Source organism: Mesorhizobium yinganensis (genome assembly GCF_040081985.1).
GTDB lineage: Bacteria > Pseudomonadota > Alphaproteobacteria > Rhizobiales > Rhizobiaceae > Kumtagia > Kumtagia yinganensis.
This window is the reverse complement of the sequence record NZ_JBEBMH010000021.1, coordinates 77,043-95,977: the sequence shown is the minus strand read 5'-3', so window position 1 is coordinate 95,977 and position 18,935 is coordinate 77,043. Positions and strand designations below refer to the sequence as shown.

At 58.8% G+C, this 18,935-nt stretch carries 12 protein-coding genes, 1 tRNA gene and 2 pseudogenes; 5 read left to right on the top strand and 10 right to left on the bottom strand.

Annotation, left to right across the window (positions count from 1 at the left end; all coding sequences use genetic code 11):
• Nucleotides 1-68: 68 nt before the first annotated feature.
• The 3 genes and pseudogenes from ABMA59_RS27435 to ABMA59_RS27425 all read right to left on the bottom strand — a co-directional run bounded on the left by ABMA59_RS27435 (nucleotide 69) and on the right by ABMA59_RS27425 (nucleotide 4,029).
• Nucleotides 69-2,468 (bottom strand): putative bifunctional diguanylate cyclase/phosphodiesterase, encoded by a 2,400-nt coding sequence (locus ABMA59_RS27435; RefSeq protein ID WP_349008550.1) that lies wholly within the window; start codon nucleotides 2,466-2,468, stop codon nucleotides 69-71.
• A gap of 304 nt (nucleotides 2,469-2,772) precedes the next feature.
• Nucleotides 2,773-3,120 (bottom strand): annotated as a pseudogene (locus tag ABMA59_RS27430) (IS91 family transposase); the annotation flags it as partial.
• 3 nt (nucleotides 3,121-3,123) lie between these two features.
• Nucleotides 3,124-4,029: a tyrosine-type recombinase/integrase gene (locus ABMA59_RS27425; RefSeq protein ID WP_349008549.1), complete on the bottom strand. Its 906-nt coding sequence runs from the start codon at nucleotides 4,027-4,029 to the stop codon at nucleotides 3,124-3,126.
• A 556-nt stretch (nucleotides 4,030-4,585) separates the two neighbouring features.
• On the opposite strand from ABMA59_RS27425, the gene ABMA59_RS27420 reads away from it, so the two are divergent.
• The 4 genes and pseudogenes from ABMA59_RS27420 to ABMA59_RS27405 all read left to right on the top strand — a co-directional run.
• A complete protein-coding gene (locus tag ABMA59_RS27420) occupies nucleotides 4,586-4,828 on the top strand; it encodes a DUF3489 domain-containing protein (protein WP_349008548.1) in 243 nt (80 codons plus the stop codon).
• 5 nt (nucleotides 4,829-4,833) lie between these two features.
• The gene (locus ABMA59_RS27415) at nucleotides 4,834-5,382 is read left to right on the top strand and encodes a DUF2924 domain-containing protein (protein ID WP_349008547.1); all 549 of its coding nucleotides are present in this window, start codon (nucleotides 4,834-4,836) and stop codon (nucleotides 5,380-5,382) included.
• Nucleotides 5,379-7,103 carry a recombinase family protein gene (locus tag ABMA59_RS27410; protein WP_349008546.1) on the top strand — a complete coding sequence of 575 codons (1,725 nt, stop codon included), beginning with the start codon at nucleotides 5,379-5,381 and terminating at the stop codon, nucleotides 7,101-7,103. Before ABMA59_RS27415 ends, ABMA59_RS27410 begins: the two co-directional genes overlap by 4 nt.
• Nucleotides 7,104-7,649: 546 nt before the next feature.
• Nucleotides 7,650-8,712: pseudogene (locus ABMA59_RS27405) on the top strand (IS5 family transposase); the annotation flags it as partial.
• Nucleotides 8,713-9,386: 674 nt separating this feature from the next.
• Here ABMA59_RS27405 and ABMA59_RS27400 read toward each other — a convergent pair.
• The 4 genes from ABMA59_RS27400 to ABMA59_RS27385 all read right to left on the bottom strand — a co-directional run bounded on the left by ABMA59_RS27400 (nucleotide 9,387) and on the right by ABMA59_RS27385 (nucleotide 14,115).
• Complete coding sequence (locus ABMA59_RS27400; protein ID WP_349008545.1) at nucleotides 9,387-10,115, bottom strand: hypothetical protein; 729 nt, start codon at nucleotides 10,113-10,115, stop codon at nucleotides 9,387-9,389.
• 329 nt (nucleotides 10,116-10,444) lie between these two features.
• On the bottom strand, nucleotides 10,445-11,116 hold the full coding sequence (locus ABMA59_RS27395; RefSeq protein ID WP_349008544.1) for a hypothetical protein: 672 nt from the start codon (nucleotides 11,114-11,116) through the stop codon (nucleotides 10,445-10,447).
• A gap of 1,224 nt (nucleotides 11,117-12,340) precedes the next feature.
• Nucleotides 12,341-13,621, bottom strand: coding sequence for a tyrosine-type recombinase/integrase (locus ABMA59_RS27390; protein ID WP_349008543.1), 1,281 nt, complete (start codon nucleotides 13,619-13,621; stop codon nucleotides 12,341-12,343).
• 326 nt (nucleotides 13,622-13,947) lie between these two features.
• On the bottom strand, nucleotides 13,948-14,115 hold the full coding sequence (locus ABMA59_RS27385) for a hypothetical protein (RefSeq protein ID WP_349008542.1): 168 nt from the start codon (nucleotides 14,113-14,115) through the stop codon (nucleotides 13,948-13,950).
• A gap of 233 nt (nucleotides 14,116-14,348) precedes the next feature.
• On the opposite strand from ABMA59_RS27385, the gene ABMA59_RS27380 reads away from it, so the two are divergent.
• On the top strand, nucleotides 14,349-14,849 hold the full coding sequence (locus ABMA59_RS27380; RefSeq protein WP_349008541.1) for a hypothetical protein: 501 nt from the start codon (nucleotides 14,349-14,351) through the stop codon (nucleotides 14,847-14,849).
• Between the two features lie 49 nt (nucleotides 14,850-14,898).
• On the opposite strand, the gene ABMA59_RS27375 is transcribed toward ABMA59_RS27380, so the two are convergent.
• From ABMA59_RS27375 to ABMA59_RS27365, 3 genes are all read right to left on the bottom strand, one after another.
• Complete coding sequence (locus tag ABMA59_RS27375) at nucleotides 14,899-16,776, bottom strand: L,D-transpeptidase family protein (RefSeq protein WP_349008540.1); 1,878 nt, start codon at nucleotides 16,774-16,776, stop codon at nucleotides 14,899-14,901.
• Between the two features lie 613 nt (nucleotides 16,777-17,389).
• Nucleotides 17,390-17,466 (bottom strand) — tRNA-Asp (locus ABMA59_RS27370).
• A gap of 187 nt (nucleotides 17,467-17,653) precedes the next feature.
• On the bottom strand, nucleotides 17,654-18,910 hold the full coding sequence (locus ABMA59_RS27365) for a M23 family metallopeptidase (protein WP_349008539.1): 1,257 nt from the start codon (nucleotides 18,908-18,910) through the stop codon (nucleotides 17,654-17,656).
• Nucleotides 18,911-18,935: the final 25 nt, after the last annotated feature.

Below are 18,935 nucleotides of genomic sequence, written 5' to 3'. Positions count from 1 at the left end.
TGATGCAGGGGTTGGTGAGTTACGCCGGTCGAGCATACCGAGCAAAGGGGCAAAAGGCGCACACGGGATCATCCCGCAGCAGCGACTTGGCCGCTGGATCCCAGAAGTTCTGATAGATCAGTGATTGCTTTGGGTTGACTAAAAAAATACCCCTGTACTTCGTCGCACCCTGTCGCCTGCACGATGTTCAGCTGATCCTCGTTCTCAATTCCCTCAGCGGTCGTCTTCATCCCGAGCGCATGGGCCAAACTAACAATGGCATGCACAATCGCCATATGATCGTGATTAGTGGAAATACTCTCCACAAAGCATCGATCGATTTTAATCTTGTCAACAATATACTTTCGGAGATAGCCTAACGATGAATAACCCGTTCCAAAATCATCGAGCGAAATTTGCACACCGATCGAACGTAGATCACGCAGCGCATGGGAAGTTCTTTGGCTGTCTTCCAAGAGTAGGGTTTCTGTCACCTCCAGCTCGAGGCGATTGGCCGGGAACTGTGACTTCGAAAGCACCCTCCGCACCATCTCGACCACATCACTGCGCGCAAATTGCCTCGCCGACAAGTTCACAGCTAAATGCAGATCGATCGGCCAACTAACTGCCGCTACACACGCTCTCTCCAACACCCACTCACCCAAGCTGACTATCAAGCCTGTATCTTCGGCGGCGGAGATCAATTCCTGTGTCTCGATAGGCCCGAGCCTGCAACCCGGCCACCGCAACAGCGCTTCAAGCGCTGTAACACGCAGAGTGCGAGCATTGAGAATTGGCTGATAGAGGACGTCGAACTGCTCATCGAAATCAACGGACCGCAACTCAAGTTCAATCATCCTTCGGCGCTGAAGGCGGGCATCCATCTCGGCCTGAAAAAGTCGGTGCGTGCCACGGCCTTCTTCCTTTGCTCCATACAGAGCTAGGTCCGCATTCTTAAGAAGCGTGTCCGGGTCGTCAGAGATGCCAGTTGTGATTGCTACCCCCACACTCACCCCAATCACCACCTGGTGCCCGTCCAGGTGATATGGCTCACTAAGGACCTCAATGATACGTCGGGCAAGTTGATCCACATCTTCGGCCCGCTTGACGTTGGTTTGAAGGACGACGAATTCATCGCCACCTAGCCTAGCGACGGTATCCTCCTTGCGAACGAGCGTTTTAATCCTGTGCGCAGCTTCCCGAAGTAGCTGATCCCCGACCGGATGGCCGAGGGTGTCATTCACATTCTTGAAATAGTCGAGATCGAGGCAAAGAACCGCAGCCAACCGATCATGCCTATCACACCGGTTTAGTTCGATCGCCATCCTTTCGCGAAGCAACACTCGGTTTGGCAAACCTGTGAGCGCGTCGTGAGACGCCATGTGCGCTACCTGCTGCTCAGCATAATGCCGCTCCGTAATATCGTCATATGTTGCGACCCAGCCTTCATCATCCATCGGCTGATGTAAAATGGAGATCACCCGACCGTCGCTCAGCTCCTGCGAGATTGTTCCCGGCTCCTTGCGAGCAATTAGAGTCGCGTGACGTGAGTAGACAGCCTTGGCAACTTCACGTGAGCAAATTCCAGTGGTTACCAACGATTCTATAATATTCTCCAAACTAACTCCCGGGACAAGAAAATGGGGAGGAAGCCGAAACAAAGATGACAACCTACGATTACTTACAATCAACCTTTGGTCATCGCCAAACATGCATAATCCCTGCGACATGTTGTGCAACGCATTATCAAATAGGCGATTCTGGGTAATCAATTCGCCATTCGCTTCGAGGGCTATCTGATTCGCGCTCTCCAGATCGTGAGTCGTTTTTACCAATTGCGCATTCAGCATATGGAGGCTTTGATGAGCCTGGACGAGCAAGCGGTTTTGCTTGGCCAAAAGCAAAATCAGTACGAAAGTGCACAGTACCAGGCCCCACGCCAGGCCCGAGAACGTCCAATGCAACTGAAGAAGTTCACCCTGGTCCCGAGCGACTCGATCGCCCCCGTAATTGTTTGCTTCAGCAGCCAGCCCGATTAGATCGCCTTCTAGCGGCGTTATGTCGGACAAAATTGCCCGGGCATTTTGGGGGTTTCCTACATCCTCCATCAACGTCTCGTTGCGCTGTATGAAGGCGGACAGCGCCTCAACCGTTGCTCGTCGCCCGTCTGCTTCCATGACAAAGGGCTGAAATTCACCACTGCGAAACAGCTCGAGTCGGTTTTTGAGGATCGCGAAACGAAGCTGCGCTTCCTGTTTTGAGCCCTCCGCATGCACCAGATCGCTAATTCGCTGACGTAGCCGCAATAGCTCGTTCGCGCCTTGACTTGCACTCCATGCGACGTTGTAACGCGAGACTTTCGCGAGGACATTCTGACGCGCAGAAATGGCCGCCGACAGGTACACCGCACCGAGGGCGAGAATGATTATTGCCGCGATGAGAAGGATCTTTACCCTACCAAGCGCGACCACCCGCGACGGCGCAATCATCTTCTAACCTTTATTTTACGATGAGCCGCGTCAGTTGCCAAATGGATCGCGCGTAGAACTTCTGTGACTGCAATTCCGGCGCACTGTCATAGGGATATACCACAAACAGGGGTCCCTTGTCGCTGATTGGCATATATTGCTTGTCCCACTTGAGAGCTAAGATGACTCCATATTTTTCATAATCTTCGCTGGGAATCGCAGTCCTGTAGTCGTTCAATGCGATGGCGGTTACCTCCGTCCCCTCGGCACCGACATAATCCATGACTGTTTTGAATAAGACACCCTCAAATTCGACGGATCCTGTGACGAGCGCCTTGTTCTGGAAGGCGATGTCGGCGATCGCGGCGGGCAACGTGAACACGACATGGAAGTAGCCGACAGGCAAGAGGTCCGCCTCGCGCTCGGCCAGCCACGTCCGCGCCGCCGCGCCCTGACACTTCGGGCAGTGCCGGTTGCGGCAGGAGTTGTAGGCGATGCGCCACTGGCCGCAATCCTCGCAGGCCTCGACGTGACCGCCGAGGGCTGCGGTGCGGCAGTTCTCGATCGCCGACATGACCTTGAGCTGGGCGAAGCTCAGGTGCCCTGCATGGGCGGCCCGGTATGCAGACCCTGCTGCGCGGAAGATGTCGGCGACCTCGATGGACGCGCGCACGGATCAGCCGGGCGGCGTCTTGCCCTCCATCAGCGCCATCAGCCGATCGAGCGGCCCGGTGACAGCGTGGATCGTCCGGGTCGAGACTTTGGCGTAGAGCGCGGTCGTCTCAAGCTTGCTGTGCCCGAGCAGGACCTGGATGACGCGGATGTCGACATCCTGTTCGAGCAGGTGAGTAGCGAAGCTGTGACGCAGAGTATGCGGGCTGACGCGCTTGCGGATGCCCGCGACCTCGGCGGCCTCCTGGACCGCCCGATGCAGTTGCCTCGAGGATATCGGATCGGTGCGGCAGCGGCCGGGGAAGAGCCAGCCATGCGGAAGCATCACCCCGCGCCGCCTGCCTTCGCGCCACCACAGCCGCAAGAGTTCCAGGAGCTGCGGCGAGAGCATCGCATTGCGATCCTTGCGGCCCTTGCCCTGCTCGACGCGAAGGAGCATGCGCGCCGAGTCGACATCATCGACCTTGAGGTGCGCGACCTCGGAGACCCGCAGGCCTGCGCCATAGGCGACCCCGAGCGCTGCCTTGTACTTCAGGCCAGGTGCGGCTTCGAGCAGCCGCGCCGCTTCCTCCACGCTGAGCACATCCGGCGGCTTGCGGTGATAGCGGGTGATCACCAGTGCGCGCGAAAGATCCCGGCGCCGCAGTGTCACCAGAAACAGGAACCGCAGCGCTGACACCGTGCCGTTGATGGTCGCAGGTCCAACGCCGTTCTCATGCTGGTCGAGCTGAAAGCGGCGGATATCGTCCTGCGTCGCGGTGTCGGGCGAGCGCCCGAGGAACGCGGCGAAGCATCGGACATGACGAACGTAGTCCTGCCGCGTATGGGAGCCGAGGCCCCGCATAAGCATGTCGTGCTGCATGCGCTGGCGAAGCGGCGAGATCGGTACATCGGTCGACGGAGTAGCCATGGAGAGTTCCTCTCGTTGAAGGGAACTCCATGGTCGGCTCGTTCGCCGCTACACGCTCAAAGGCTATGAATACTACGCCATATCAGGCCAAGGCGCCCCTCCCGCGAAGCGGGTTCGTGCATGGGGGCGCAAAGCTGCCATTCCGATCTAGATCGAAGCCCGCGCGTCGGGATGTTGGCGCCCGGTCAAGAACGATCGCCCGGCAATCGCAAACGACTGGACTTCCTCGTGTAGGCAAGCATTGCTGTTATCGAGGCTGGGCACCGTTGATCGCACGCCGCCAGTCTCTATGCCCGCCCTGCGGGCTTTCGTCAGTACTGCGGCCCGAATGGTCGGGCGGCGACTGACGGAGACTACGATGAACATCCCTGAACTGATTGTGGCCGAGGGTTTTGCCTCTTCGGCCGGCAACGGCGCCAACCCATGCGTTGCGGCGGATCTGCCTGCTTTCAATGCTGCGAAAGGGCGCGGGAGGCGCGGCCGTAAGGCCCCGAAACTTCAGATTGAGGCAACGTCTGGCGAGGTTGCCCCAGACCGGCGACCTGGCGACTCGGACTTGGTCAGCTCCGCCAAACCGAAGCCGCCAACCTCCAAGACCGAGATGTTGCTGAAGAAGCTGCGGAGCGCGAAAGGGGTTACGATCGATACACTTATGGAGACGACCGGCTGGCAGGCGCATTCGGTGCGCCGGTTCTTGTCGGGGACGGTGAGGAAAAAGCTCGGCCTTACCGTCGTCAGCGAGGTCGGCAAGGATGGCGCTCGCCGCTATCGTATCGAGACGCCAGCCAAGGCTCGGTGACACCGATGTCGACAACGAATGAACTGGAGAGGGAGATCGCTGCGGTCGGCGCTCTTCCGCGAGAAGACCTGGCTCGCGAATGGCAGCGGATCTATCGGCATGCGCCACCGAGAAGCCTCAGCCATGATTTGCTGGCTCGGGCCGTATCCTGGCATCTGCAGGCAAAGCGGCTAGGCGGTTTATCTGCGGGAACTCGCCAGCTTTTGAAACAGTTGATCGAACGGGCCGAGCGTGGAGGCGGGTCGAAGAAGGCGAGGGGAGTACGAGAACCGGAATCGGCTCGACGCGATTCTGATATCATCACGGGCACGGCGAACGCTGCGCCTGCTGTTTCGCCCAGTGTGGCTTTGGATATGACTGGGCCTGTCAGCAAGCCCCGGCGCCGCCTTTCGCAAGGGGCTCGGCTCATCCGCGATTGGAATGGCCGTGCCTATGTCGTCGATGTGATTGATCGCGGCTATGTCTATGACGGCAAGCTCTATTCATCGCTGACGGCCATCGCCTTTGTTATCACCGGGGCTCGCTGGTCCGGTCCGAGGTTTTTTGGGCTATGAGTGCGGTCCCAAAACTCCGATGTGCGGTCTATACCCGCAAGTCCACCGATGAGGGCCTCGACCAGGAGTTCAGCTCGCTCGATGCCCAGCGAGAAGCCTGTGTTGCCTTCATCGCCTCGCAGGTCGGCCTCGGTTGGAAGCTGGTGCCCGATCGTTATGATGATGGCGGCATCTCCGGTGGAACGATGGAGCGGCCGGCGCTGCAGCGACTGCTCCAGGATATACGCAGTCGCAAGGTCGACGTAGTGGTCGTCTATAAGATCGACCGGCTGACCCGATCATTGATGGACTTCTCCAAGATCGTCGAGATCTTCGATGCCAGCAATGCGTCGTTTGTGTCGGTCACCCAGCAGTTCAACACCACCACCTCGATGGGTAGATTGACGCTCAACGTGCTTCTTTCCTTTGCCCAGTTCGAGCGGGAGGTGACGGCCGAGCGCATCCGCGACAAGATCGCTGCCTCACGCAGGAAAGGCATGTGGATGGGAGGCCGTGTTCCCTTCGGCTACCGGATCGAAGGCAAGAAGCTGCTGATCAACGATCAAGAAGCTGGCACGGTCAGGGCGATCTTCGACCGATATCTCGAACTCAAGTCGGTGCCGGCTTTGGTCAGAGAACTCAACAGAGGGGAGGGGCGGTTCGCAGACGCCACAGGAGAGTGGCCAGGAGATTCAGCGCCGACCTCTGCCGGCAGGCAAAGGCACTATCGCTATGGCCAGCTTTATCACGTGCTTTCCAATCCGGTTTACATCGGCAAGGCCCGACACAAGGGTCAGCTTCATGACGGAGAGCATGCCGCGATCATCGACGAGATGACCTTCGAGGCGACCCAGAGCCTTCTCAAACAACTTTCGCCAGATCGGCGATCTCAGACATCGACACCCGACCTGCATCTTCTGACGGGAATCCTGTTCGACGAGACGGGTGATCGATTGACGCCGACCTCGACCGCCAACCATGGCAGGCGCTATCGCTATTATGTTTCCAACCGCCTGGTGAAGTCGAAGCAGCGCGATCCCAGTGGGTGGCGGCTTCCGGCAGCGGAGATTGAAGCGGCAGTTTTGCAGCGCTATCGCTCGCTGCTAAGCGACCAGCCCCGCATCGCGGAATGGACAACGATCCATCGCGGCAAGGAGCGGGTGCCAGAGGCGCTCAAAGCAGCGACTGAACTGCTGGACAGCGCTGCAGGACGGAAACGACTTGTCTCGGATGGTTGTGCCGACCTCGTCCGTCGAGTGTTCGCGAGGATCACCCTGACATCGGAGGCAATCATCTTCCAAATCGATGCCGCGGCGATGATCGACATATTGTTGCCCGGCGACAATGCGGGACCCGATGCTCTGCGAAGCAACTCGACCGAGCAACTCTCCGAGGCAATCCCCATCATTGTCCGGCGACGCGGCAACGAGGCACGGATCGTGCTGCCAGGCTCCGATGGCCGAAAGCGGGATCAGAAGCTGATCGATGTCATCGTCACTGCGAATCGCTTGTTGAAAAGACTCACCGATGGATCGGCACGGAGCATCGGAGAGCTCGCCAATTCGTTCGCCATCGACAGATCAGATGTTCGCAGGATTTTGCGCCTTGCCTTCCTCGCGCCGTCGATCGTCGACGACATCTTTTCCGGCCGCCAGCCACCGCACCTCACCGCGCGAATGCTGACTCGCTTCGAAGACCTGTCATTCGCCTGGAACGAGCAGCGGGCTCAGCTCGGCTTCTGACGCGAACCCCGTCAGCGCTGCATCCACAAAGATGCAACGACCATCATTCTTGCAAAAAAGGGGACGCGCGGAGGGCGCAAAAGAGACGGGGGCGCGAAACGTCCCGAAATCGCGTCAAAAGCTACGTCTCTTGGGCCTACATTACATGCTGAACCCTGCTAAGTCACGGAAATGTCGAGGCTATTCCGAGACGGTTGAGACGGCACAGTTGAGGGAGAACTAGGTGGTGCAGCTTGCCTGACTCGAACACGCGACCCCATCCATGGTTAAGGTCTGGTACGCTCTCACTCGCGACATAATCGGCGAAGTGTCACGAGTGGCAGAACCGAGCTCGCAAACACATCAACTGCGTTGGCCAGCGACGCCATCATGGGGTATCGTGGATGGCGAGCGTCTTACAGGACCTCAGATCCTTAACGCACAGACTGCCAGTACCGCGCCTTAACAGGCTGCGGAAAAACCCTTGCCAACGCTGCCATCGTATGATTCGACCCACAGGCAGTCAGGAGATCGGCGACGGGTGGTGATGACGTTCGAACTGACGGTGTGTTTTCCCATGAGAGTTGCGAGGCTCGGGTGTTGGCAACGCATCCGTTGCGGGCGATCCGGGCGATGGTGGAGGAGGTCCACAAGGTCCTGTCGCCGGAGTTCGAAGGGATTATTCGAAGGTCGGCCGTCCCCGATCCCACCAGAAAAGCTGCTTCGCGGGTCTACTGTAAGCCTTCTATTCGATCCGCTCTGAACGGCAATTGATGGAGCAGATCACTACAATCTGTTGTTCGGCTTGTTCGTGGGCCTGTCGATGGATGCGGCAGTATGGGACGCCACAGTTTTAACCAAGAACCGCAACTGCTTGCTGGGGCGACGTCGCGGCAAAGTTCCTGGAAGCGGTTGTGGCGCAGGCACGCAGCCGCAGTCTTCTGTCCGAAGAGCATTTCTCGGTCGACGGCACGCTGATCGACGCCTGGGCGTCGATGAAGAGCTTCCGTCCCAAACCGGAGGTGATGAGCCGCCCGGTCCGGGGCGCAACAGCGAACGGGACTTTCGCGGCCAGAAGCGGTCGAACCAGAGCTACGCATCCAGCACCGATCCCGAGGCAAAGCTCTACCGCAAGGCCAATGGTCAGGCGTCACGCCTTGCTTTCATGGGCCATCTGCTGATGGAGAACCGCAACGGTCTGGAGGTCGGCGCCATGGTCACCCAGGCCACCGGCGTTGCCGAGCGCGAGGCGGCGCTCGCCTTGGTCAATGTGCTGAAGGCCAAGCGCAGCATCACGTTCGGGACCGACAAGGACCATGACGCACCCGCCTACGTCGTCGACCTTCGCGAGCGCAAGGTCACGCCTCATATCGCCCGCAACGAGCAGGTGACCGAGACCGGCAGACTGCGACGCAGCAGCGCCATCAACGGCCGCACCACCCGTCACCCCGGCTATGATGTCAGCCTGCGCAGCCGCAAGCGTATCGAAGAGGTGTTTGGCTGGCCGAAGACGACCATCGGCGGCTTGCGCAAGACCCGCCACAAAGGCACCGACCGCGTCGGCTGGCCGTTCAACCTGACCGCCGCCGCCTACAACCTTGTTAGGCTGCCGAAGCTTATGCCTGCCGCCTCACGACACCTGGACTCCGCCTCAACCCGGCACAGACCGTCGACAGCGGCCCCAAAAAAATGTGGGTCCCGAAAATGCCTCGCATCAATGCGCTAGGGAGCCGAGTGGGCATATTCTTCCGCAGTCTGTTAAGGCTCGATCCACGTGGTCACGCCGGCTTCACCGGCTTCACCCCCGCTTATTGACTTGTTCTTCCACGTCGAACACCGCGCGGACTGGCTGTGGCCGTTGAAAAGTGCAATTCCTCGGCACGGAAAGGCGCGGCGCACAGGGGCAGGTCGGCCAAGCATTCGGTCTTACTGAAGGGACAAGCACTGCGTTTTCCGCGGGCCACTTCGACATCTCACTTTACCGATCCCGATGACCGCAGCTACGGCTAGACCATACCGGCATTGCGGCTTGATCGTAGCTGGTCACACTGCGACCGTGAGCCTGTGGAATGTGTCATGGACCGGGCCCTAGGGGGACTGGGCCGGCATCGAAAACTCCGCCCGGCAAAGCTGATATGCGGCATCGCCGTGACCCATTCCTTGATCGACTACAGCCAACTGGATCGACTAGGCATCCAAGCGCCTTATGAGAACGGTCCGCTATAGCATGTCGTGCACGTGCCCGTGGTATCCGGATTGATCCGATACGATTGGTTTTCACCCTTATCCATTGCCCGCTGTGCCTCAATCCTCGCGCACATCCCGAAGGGCGCGACGAGCAATGTCCAACCCCCGCCTTCCTGAGAGCAGCAGATCATCGAGCTTAAAGTTCGCCATTTCACGCAGGACTCGGACCGAATTGATCCCATTGATCTGCCTCGACTGCTGCTTCAACCGCTCGGATGGCCGCTTCCAAATCTGGGTCTGTTCCGCAGGTAGTTTTCCAATGTATTCGATGACTGTCCGAAGAGTGCCGGGGCTGATTGGTTTCCAATTGGCGGTTTCCGTGTACGACACCATTGGAAGGAGTTCGTCATTAATGTTTGCACATCGGTCTTGAATGAGCCTATCTGTGCAGTTCCAGACGATGGCGTGCAGGTGATAATGCAATCGCCGGTCCACGCCGAAGACTTTCTGGCACGAAACGTACAGCGCTGGCTCGATCATTCCGATGAAGTTCATGTTCAGAAGGTGGCCATGGTAAATCTTCCTTATCTCTCGAAAATCGATGGGCCCATCAAAATCGGAAGTCGTGCGTCTGTCGCAGATCGTCACAAAGTAACCGTCGGCGTTGCCCTGTGATGCAGGGTCACGCATTTCGGACCGTAGTTGACGGAAAATCGAGTCTCGAAGTCGGTACCTTGCGAAAAGATTGTGACCAAAGGCCTCCTCCTGAGCCAGCGAGGAAAGGCGCCCCCGAAGTTCGTCCAGCAAGGGCCGATTGCGAGGTTCGCGCGCATGTTGGCGCTTCATAGCCTTCCGCAAACGCCGCATTGTTCGGCGCTCTGTGCGCCGAGTTTGTGCAAATTTACGATATGTGGTTGCCATAATATTGCCTTATCCGGAATGGGCGCTGACGATGGCGTATTTATCCGGCGCAGATAGGCCATCCCGGGCGCGGCAATAGCGGGGTAGCGCTATTAACAAATGCCTATGTTCGTGGCGACCACGACGGTCCATACCCCTGAAATATTTCGGTCTCTTCATGCGAAATTGGTCTCAAGAAATCTGGCTTGAGACAAGATGACGCGGAAATTAAACCGTTTGCAAAACGGTGCGGAGGAGGATGCATCATTCGGCATCTAGGCCTTGACCTTCAGCTTCGTTGCGGTGAGTGCGAACCATCCATCGTTAGAAGCGCCGCGTACAAAGGTAAGGACCCCGGAAGTGTTCTCTTGCATCTCGTAGACACGCCGAAAGCGTTGCGGATCGATCTCGATCGATAACGTCTCTGGCGTTGCCGCATTTTTAACGCGTTTATGCCCTTTGCTTACGAGCCTCGGGTCGCGCCCGGATGTCTTCTCTTGTGCCTCCGAACGGCATTTGGCCCTCAATTTTGCCTTGTTCTCGAGCGATTTAAGGTACGCATGGTCAACGCCGCGCCTAGAAAGTGCCTTCGCCAACTTTTTCTCGGACAATCCCTTTTCAGCGTAAAGGCAAAGTGATTTCGACACTTTGAAGGCTCTGTTGTACCGGGGCGAATCGGTGTCGAAGGCCCGATAGACGTATCGCGTCAGCCACGATATTTTCTGCTGAAGGGTGCAGTCATTTTTTGGAGTTTTCCTTTTGCATTGGTCCCAGCATTCCATCTGTGCGAATGCGGTCCATGCGAGCATGTTGGCGTCGAAAGCGGTAGCTAGCATAAAGATTTGAACGCATAAATCATTCAGCTCCCGGGTTGCATTTTTTTCGATTTCGAGAAGTTGTTTTTGGAGACTTGAAGCCGACGTGAGAAGACGAATTTTTGTTGACATTTTGATACATCCGTTCACTTGTTGGAAAGGTGGATTGACTGCCTGCATAAAATACTGACGACCTCAGCGCATTGCTCCGATATTACCGAGACCTGAGGAATATCCTTGACGGGTTGAAATTAATCGGAGCCCCGGTCCGAGGTGGACGTACGCAACCTGCCGGATTCATAGGCCTTCACGTCCGACAAGCGGTATCGTACCGCCCGGCCAATTTTTATGTATGGCAAGTGAAGGTGCCCCGATACTCTGGCGTTCCGCAGTGTTTTAGAAGAGACCTGCCATCGTGCAGCGAGGTCGGAGTCGGTAAGCAGTTGGTCGCTCACATTCATGTCGGGTGTCCTTGTTTTCGGACAAGCTGCTGCATCCAAAACTCGAAAACACGCCACGGGTAGTTTAATTTTAAGTACTGTTCGGTGCGCTCGAGTATCGGCACTCGCCTACCGGGTCGCGTTGACGAGATGCCGTTAACGAGTTGCATCACCTTAAGTCATTGACGCGGTTGAACGGGAAGCCGCCATCGCTAGTCGCGACCAGCGGAGTTGAAAGCATCGCATCAAGTTGAGGGCCGGGAAGGCGTATGACGTGATGGCGTTATCGGCTAACTGCCGCCTGCCGCCTGCCACTTGAGCCCCCCTCCAATGGCGCGGCTTTCCTGCTCGACACAACGCGCAGGAGTGTAATGAACCCAAAGCTAGTCATGGCAGCAGCGAGTCTGAGAAAGCCGAGGCGATATGCGGCTCATCGATAGAAGCGGGTTGCGATGCGGCAGAATCATCTAAGCCGCTTGATGCTTCGCTCGATTGTGTTACGGACCTCATAAATCTGCGTCGCTGAAAGCGCGCCGCCTATAGTAGACACTGATCCAGCGCTAACTGCTCGGTCTCGGGGTGAACGTCAACGTCCTTCAGGTCGACCGCCGGCGCAGCCTCCGGCTTGGCCATACCGCCGAACTCCCCGACGACCTTCAGCGACCGGCTAAACTGCTTGACTGGTTTCGATGAATGTCGAGCTACTGCGCCCAATCGCTCAGCGTCTTCTCGCGCTTGACAACCGCCAGTGCCAGTTTCGCCTTGAAGGCCTGCGTTTAATTCCGCTTCGATTGTCTCCCCATGATTTCTCCAGCTGTCGGCCACCATCGGCCGCATTTAGGCGAAAACCCAGGCATTCGCGCTCTTCAGATTACCCAAGCCACTTCTCGCCTCGACATTGTCTCTTTCGTTTAAGTCAGACTCTGTTGTCCGATCCGCCAGGGGTAGGTGTCTGCAGCTTCAATAATTTCCATATCTCGGATGAAACGATCTGTGCCGCTGATGCCAATGCCGCATCAGGGCGATGAATATACCTCGATGTGACGCCCCTGCCTTTGTGGCCCAGTAGACCGGCAATTGTGCCGTCCGAATACCCTAGGCCCGAAGCTACTGAAGCGAATGTGTGACGGAGCACGTGACAACTGACCCCCTCTAGTCCTGCAGATCTGAAAAGACGGGGGGCTTCTTTGTTGAGACCCTGGTAAGGCGAATTGCCTTTAGCGCCGGGGAACACGAATTGTGACCCTAGGCGTCTCTGCTGACACATCAAGATTCCCAACGCAATTTCGCCGATGGCTCGAAGGCTCTTCCCTGATTTCGTCTCGACCAGCCGCAGGCAGCCCTGTTCGAAATCGACCTCAGACCAATGGAGGGAAGCGATTTCGCTGTACCGGCAGCCCGTAACGCACAACAAACTAACGATTGCAGATGTGAACGGATGGAACGGACGACCAGAATCGTCAATCCCGGAGTTTAGTCGACTTCCTAGGGCAGCCATTTCGACTTCGCTGAGAAACCGATCTCGGGGCTCACCTCGATAGCGTCGAATTCCATGAACAGGGTTAACACTAACAATCTCTTCGTCGACCGCCCAAGTCATGATGCCGGACAAAAGATCAGCTACCCTCGCCGCGGTGGCAGGGCCCCCTTTGACTAACGCCCTTCCACGTTGCTTCGTCTTGATGTCAGCGGCTGTCTTTCCAATGGTGATGTCTTGTATGATCTTCTTTACCGCTCGTGAATCGACGGCAGTAACAGCCATTGTTCCAATCAAGGGTTTGATGTGACGATCGATACGACCGACATCGATCGCAAGAGTTGATGACCTTTTTGGACGGTTGAATCTGGTGAGAACTCCCCCACCTTTGGCGGCCTCGAGATACTGATCGCACAGCTCGGCAACTGTGATACCAGCTGCCACGGGCTCAGCGTCGCGGCGCTGCTCTTTAGGGTCCTTGCCTGCTGCTAGTTCGCCAAGCAACCTTTTTGCCTCGCTGCGCGCATTCTCCACAGTCCAAGGTGATCCGAACCTGCCGATGGTGTGCCATCGCTGCCGGCCGCCAATTGCATACTTTAGAATGAAAACTGGGTTGCGCCGCTGCCGTCGTGCACCAAAGCCTGCGACACTTCCACGACCCGCATCCCAGAGGATCGAATTGGGATGTAACCTCTCAACCTCCATCTTGGTGATTGGCATTGCGCCTCCTAGCTACAGATTAGCTACGATGATGGCGGGAATTTCCGAGATTTGCAAGGCTCCGTGGGGACATCATATAAAGCAATATCAGTCACTTAGAGACATGTTGGGACGCTGCGGGACCTCCGACCACTTCGTTTACACCGAAGATGTCGGCGGTTCGAGCCCGTCATCGCCCACCAGAATTCCGACGAACGACGGTTGGTCTCGGCCAAGTGCGCGAAAGCCAGGCTTTTTTAATGCACGAGAAACCGCTGGATGCGCCAGCGGCTGTGCGTGATCACGAGGAACAGGGTCGCCGTCCGCCAGGCAGTTAAGAGAGCTTTTTAGTTGAAGTTGGCTCCGGCCGGCAGCGCGATGCCGTAGCAATGGCCGGCATCCTCGGCGCGCGGCGTGCAGCTTGGCTGGAAATTCTGCGCGGAGCCGCTGCCCTGGCAAGCCGACAATCCGATCACGATCGCCAGCAGGCCGCTCAGCGTAACAAATGCGCGCATTGGATGTCCCCGCAAAAGCCTACCATGTGCGGCGTTCCTCGATTCGCCGACATTTTTGAACTATCCACCGCAATGCATGGGCCTGCAAGACCCGCGACACCGGATGCTTAACAGGCTTGCCATTCGGCAACACAATGGTCGGCGGCCGACGACCGAAGCCGGCTCTTGATCGCTGGCCGAACCGGGGCTTTGATGCGGCCGGCGCCTGGTTGGCGCTGGGGCAGGGGGCGGCGTTGTCGACTTTCGTTCATGTGCTGAAGCGGTTGCTTCTGGCGATCTGCGGTTATGTCGCCGCCCTGATCGTCGGGCTGCTGGCGGCTGCGATTTTCTACGGTCTGGCGTCGACGCTTCCCGGTGCGCCCGACTACTTCGCCGTCATGTCGCTCGGCGCCTTTTTCATGTTGATGGCGCCGCCGATCGGCATGTTCATATCGATCGTTGCCTTCGCGGCGACCGTGATGCAGGCGCTGCTGACTATATTGGTCTCGGAACTGTTTTCCCTGCGCGCTATGTGGGTCCACATGCTGTTCGGTGCGATCGTGTCGGCGACCGGTTTTGCGCTGATCAGCGATACGCTCGAAGACCTGACGGCACGAAGCCTCCATGCCGAGGTCGCGATATTCGCCGCCAGCGGCATGATCGGCGGCCTGGTCTATTGGCTGATCGCCGGGCGCAATGCCGGGTTCAGGCGGCAAGCGACGATCCCGTCCCCAATCGCCGGTTTTCCGCGGTAGCCAATGGAAGACAGACGGCGGTCCTTTATGCAGCCGAAACAGCGATCGTTCAGCTACCCGGCGCGCGTGCCGCCTCGGTCGCAGCGAGCGCCAGCTTGAGCTTCGCATCGCGGTCATAGACGTCGCCGAAATATTCGACCTTGCCGCCGACTGTCGGCCAGGCGGTGAAATAGGCGATGTAGACCGGAATCTTGGCTGGCACCTTCTCGGTCGAGTGACCATGCGTCAGCTTCTCGGCGATGTGGTCGACGGTGGTGCCGAGAACGGCGGCGGCCATGCCGCGCGGATCCTGCAGCCGGATGCATCCATGGCTGAAAGCGCGCATATCGCGCTGGAACAGGTTCTTAACCGGCGTGTCGTGCATGTAGATCGCATGTTCGTTCGGGAACAGGATCTTCAACTCGCCCAGCGCATTGGCCTCGCTCGGCGTCTGGCGGACGCTATAGGGCACCTTGGCGCCATACCGTCCCCAATCGACCTCCGACGAGGGAATCCGCCGCCCCTTGGCGTCCGTCACTTCATAGCCGGCGCGGTCGAGATAACCCGGGTCGCGGCGCAGGCGCGGCAGCATCTCGTTGACGATGATCGACTGCGGCACGCCCCAATAGGGATTGTAGTCGACCTGCTCGATTTCGTCATAGAAGAAACTGGTCTGGGTGGACGGCGCGCCGATGACGACACGCATGTTGAGCTTTTCGGTGTCCCCCTCGATGAAGCTCGCCGTGAAGGCCGGCTGGTTGACGAAAATGCGAGGACTGCCGAGATCCGAAGGCAGCCAGCGCATCTGTTCCAGTGCGATGCGCACCTTCTCGATCTTGTCCGCATTCGACGTGCCGGCGACGGCATTGACGGTACGCGGGCCGACCACACCGTCCGACTTGAGGCCGGCGCGCTCCTGGACTGCCTTGAATACCGGTACGAGGTCGTCCGAATAGATCTCGCTTTGCCCCATGCGCCACAAGGTCTCGCCATATTCGCCGCCAAGCTCGTCATCCAGATCGCGCGACACTAGGCTGATCAGCTTGGGCAGTTCGGGGCTCGACTGGCCGGGTTTCAGCACGAGTTTCGGGTCGACCCGGATTTCGTCGCCGGCGCCGCTGGCCTCCAGCGATTCGAGTTCGACGCGCAGCGCCTGGTATTCCGGATTCTGCGGGTGGCGGGTTTCCAGATAGGTGCGTATCTCGGAGGTATGTGACAGCGTGTCGAGCACTCCCGCGAGGTCGAGCGGCTTGGCAGGAAAGTCGTAGTAGCCGGAGATCCGGTTCGGATCGATGCGGCCCATCGTGGCGTCGTGGACGTAACGCAGGAGGCGTGCCGACAGCGCCATCTCGAAGCGGATCAGATCGCGCTGCCTTGCCTGCGGGTCGAGGCCGGCGCTGTCCGAAGGCGGAACCGCGACCAGATAGTCGCGAGGATCGAGCCCGTAGCGCCCGGCCTCGCCAAGCACGCGGATCGCCTCCGCGGCGCGCGCGTTCGGCGCTGCCTGGTCGACCCAGATGAAATTTCGGTTCCGGGCGTAGTAGCCGGTGAGCGCCGCGCCGATATCCTTTTCCGCGAACAGTTCGAAATTGTCCAAGCCGCCGACGGCGTCGTCGAAGCTGATCGTCTGCGCGCCCGGCTGGTAGGCGATCGGAACGGCAGCGCGGGTGAGCGGCGAAAAATCCACCCGTACCAGCCGGTCGGCTCTATAGGTATTGTAACCCGGCCCGGTGATTTTCGGCGCCGCCGCGGCCTTCGTCTGTCCCACCTCGCTGCGTCGTTTCGCAGGCGGCGGGGGTGGAAAATTCGTCGGGCGCGTCTTCTTCATCCCGCCGCCGAACAGCGTCTCGAACAGAGACTGCGCCTTGGCTTCGGGCGCGCCGATCGAAAGCGCCAGCGCGAACGCCGTCAGCGGCACGATCGATATCCAGGCCTGCCTCGACGTCATCGCTTTCCCCAATGCCCTTCGCGCCACCGGCAAAAACCACCCCACCCGAGGCGCAGCGTTGCCCGACCTCGTGGCGGATGTCGGGCGGACTATAACCAGTCTTCCCGTTAGAGTTAAGTTTTTATGAAAAGGCGAGGCGGCGCTTCGCCGCTCGCGCGGTTGACCGGTGGTCGTGCAAACACAGGGTTCGCCTCAGCGCGAAGGTGTCCCAGATCGAATCGGGAGACATTCTCCGCGCTGTCGATGGCTTCAGTGGATGAGATCGTCGGATAGGCACGAGCATCTGCCCGCCTCGTCGACAAAAGCCAACCGTTCGGTTACATAGAGAAATAGCGTTGGTGAGGGGGCGATGTGAGCGATACCAAAGCACGAACCGGATTGGCGTTGAACCGGCTGTTCTACGAAGGGCGAGGAGACGAGTTCATCGATACGTTCGCCGCTTATGTCGAACAGCGGGGAATCGCGGTGAGCGAAGCATCCGTCACCAGATTGCTTGAGACCGTCAGGACCATCCGACCGTCGAACCAAATACCATGAATGCGGATGGCTGAAGACGCATTGCCTTCATACACGACATTCGCTGAGAAAAATGCCCTAAGGCATTGAAAACGAATGGCGCGAGTGACGGGGCTCGAACCCGCGACCTCCGGCGTGACAGGCCGGCACTCTAACCAACTGAGCTACACCCGCGCATCCAACGTCGGCCAGAGCCGCGTTGTGGCGTCCGATTACGGGGTTCGCCGGAGAGTGTCAAGCGCGATAGCGATACGTTGTTCGATTTGCCCGACCTTTCGTCGGCCAAGGGTAAAGCAGCCCTACAAGGGGCGGCGCGGACGGCCAAATCCAGTTCGAACCGCAGTGCCGAAATGACCTTGCGTCAGAGCAGTTGGCTGAGTTTCTTGCCGATCTTGATGAAGCGCAGCGGATCGACGGCATGGCCGTCACGCCTAACTTCATAGTGGAGATGCGGTCCGGTCGAGCGTCCGCTGTTGCCGGTCAGGCCGACGATATCGCCAATCTGCACCTTGTCGCCTTCCCTGACGGATATGCGGCTGAGGTGAGCGAAACGTGTCGCCAGGCCATTGCCGTGATCGATTTCGACCATCCGCCCATAACCGCCGTTCCAGCCGGCAATGGTCACTGTCCCAGCTGCGGTGGCGCTCGCTGGAGAACCAATAGGCGCCCGAAAATCCATTCCGGAATGGAGAGCGGGCGTGCCGAGGATCGGATCCTTGCGGACGCCGAAGGTGCTGGAGATGGAGAGGCCCGGAGCAGGATTGGCGATGGGCAGGCTCTTGGCCTGCTTCTTGACCCGGTCGAGCCGGTCGAGCGCGACGTCGAGTTCCCTGACCTTGGTGTCGAAGGCCTGGGCATTGTCGATGGCGATCAGCGGGCCGCCCATCGCGGTTTTGCCGAAGTCGGGGTCCACCGGCAGGCCGGCTTCCTGCAGGACATCGGCGATCTGGTCGGCCGTCTGGTAGGCGTCGTCGGCCAGCGTGGAAATCTTGGTGATCTGCTCGTTCTCGATGCTGCGCAGCGACTGGTTGATCGAGACGAACAGTTTGTCGGCGCGGTCGGCAGCCGATTCGGACGGATCGTGGCCTTCGCGTGTCGTCCACAAGGAGAACGGGGTGCTGCCGGCCGCGCCGGCATAGGCGAGGGCGGGGGAATTGGAAGCCGCGTCAGCGCGCTCGTCGGGCCGTCCATCGGGCACGGGTTCCGATTCGGGAGCGACTTCCGCGTTCGCCTTTTCAAGAATCGGGCCGAGACGGCCATGGCGTTCGCTGAGCTTCGACTGCCGGTTCAGCAGCTCTGTGACTTTTGTTTCCATCAATTGCTGGTCGAGCAACTGGCGGCTGGTGATACGGTCGACCTGCGCGCGCAGGGCCGAGATACGGTCCTCGTAGGCATGCTGCATGCGCGCCTGACGGGCGATCGCCGCGCCGATCAAATCGTCTCGGAAAACGAGGTAGGAGGTGGCGGCGAAATAACCCAGCGTGATTGCGGCAACGACCGAACCGGCAAGCGCTGCGATCCAGGGCCTGACGGTGAAATGACTGACGGAATTGCCGCGCGCGATGATGACGGTGTGGGGTTCGCGACGCTTGCCGAAAACAGTCGATGAAGCCGTCATCTCGCGCCGCACTCCGCTCCGACAC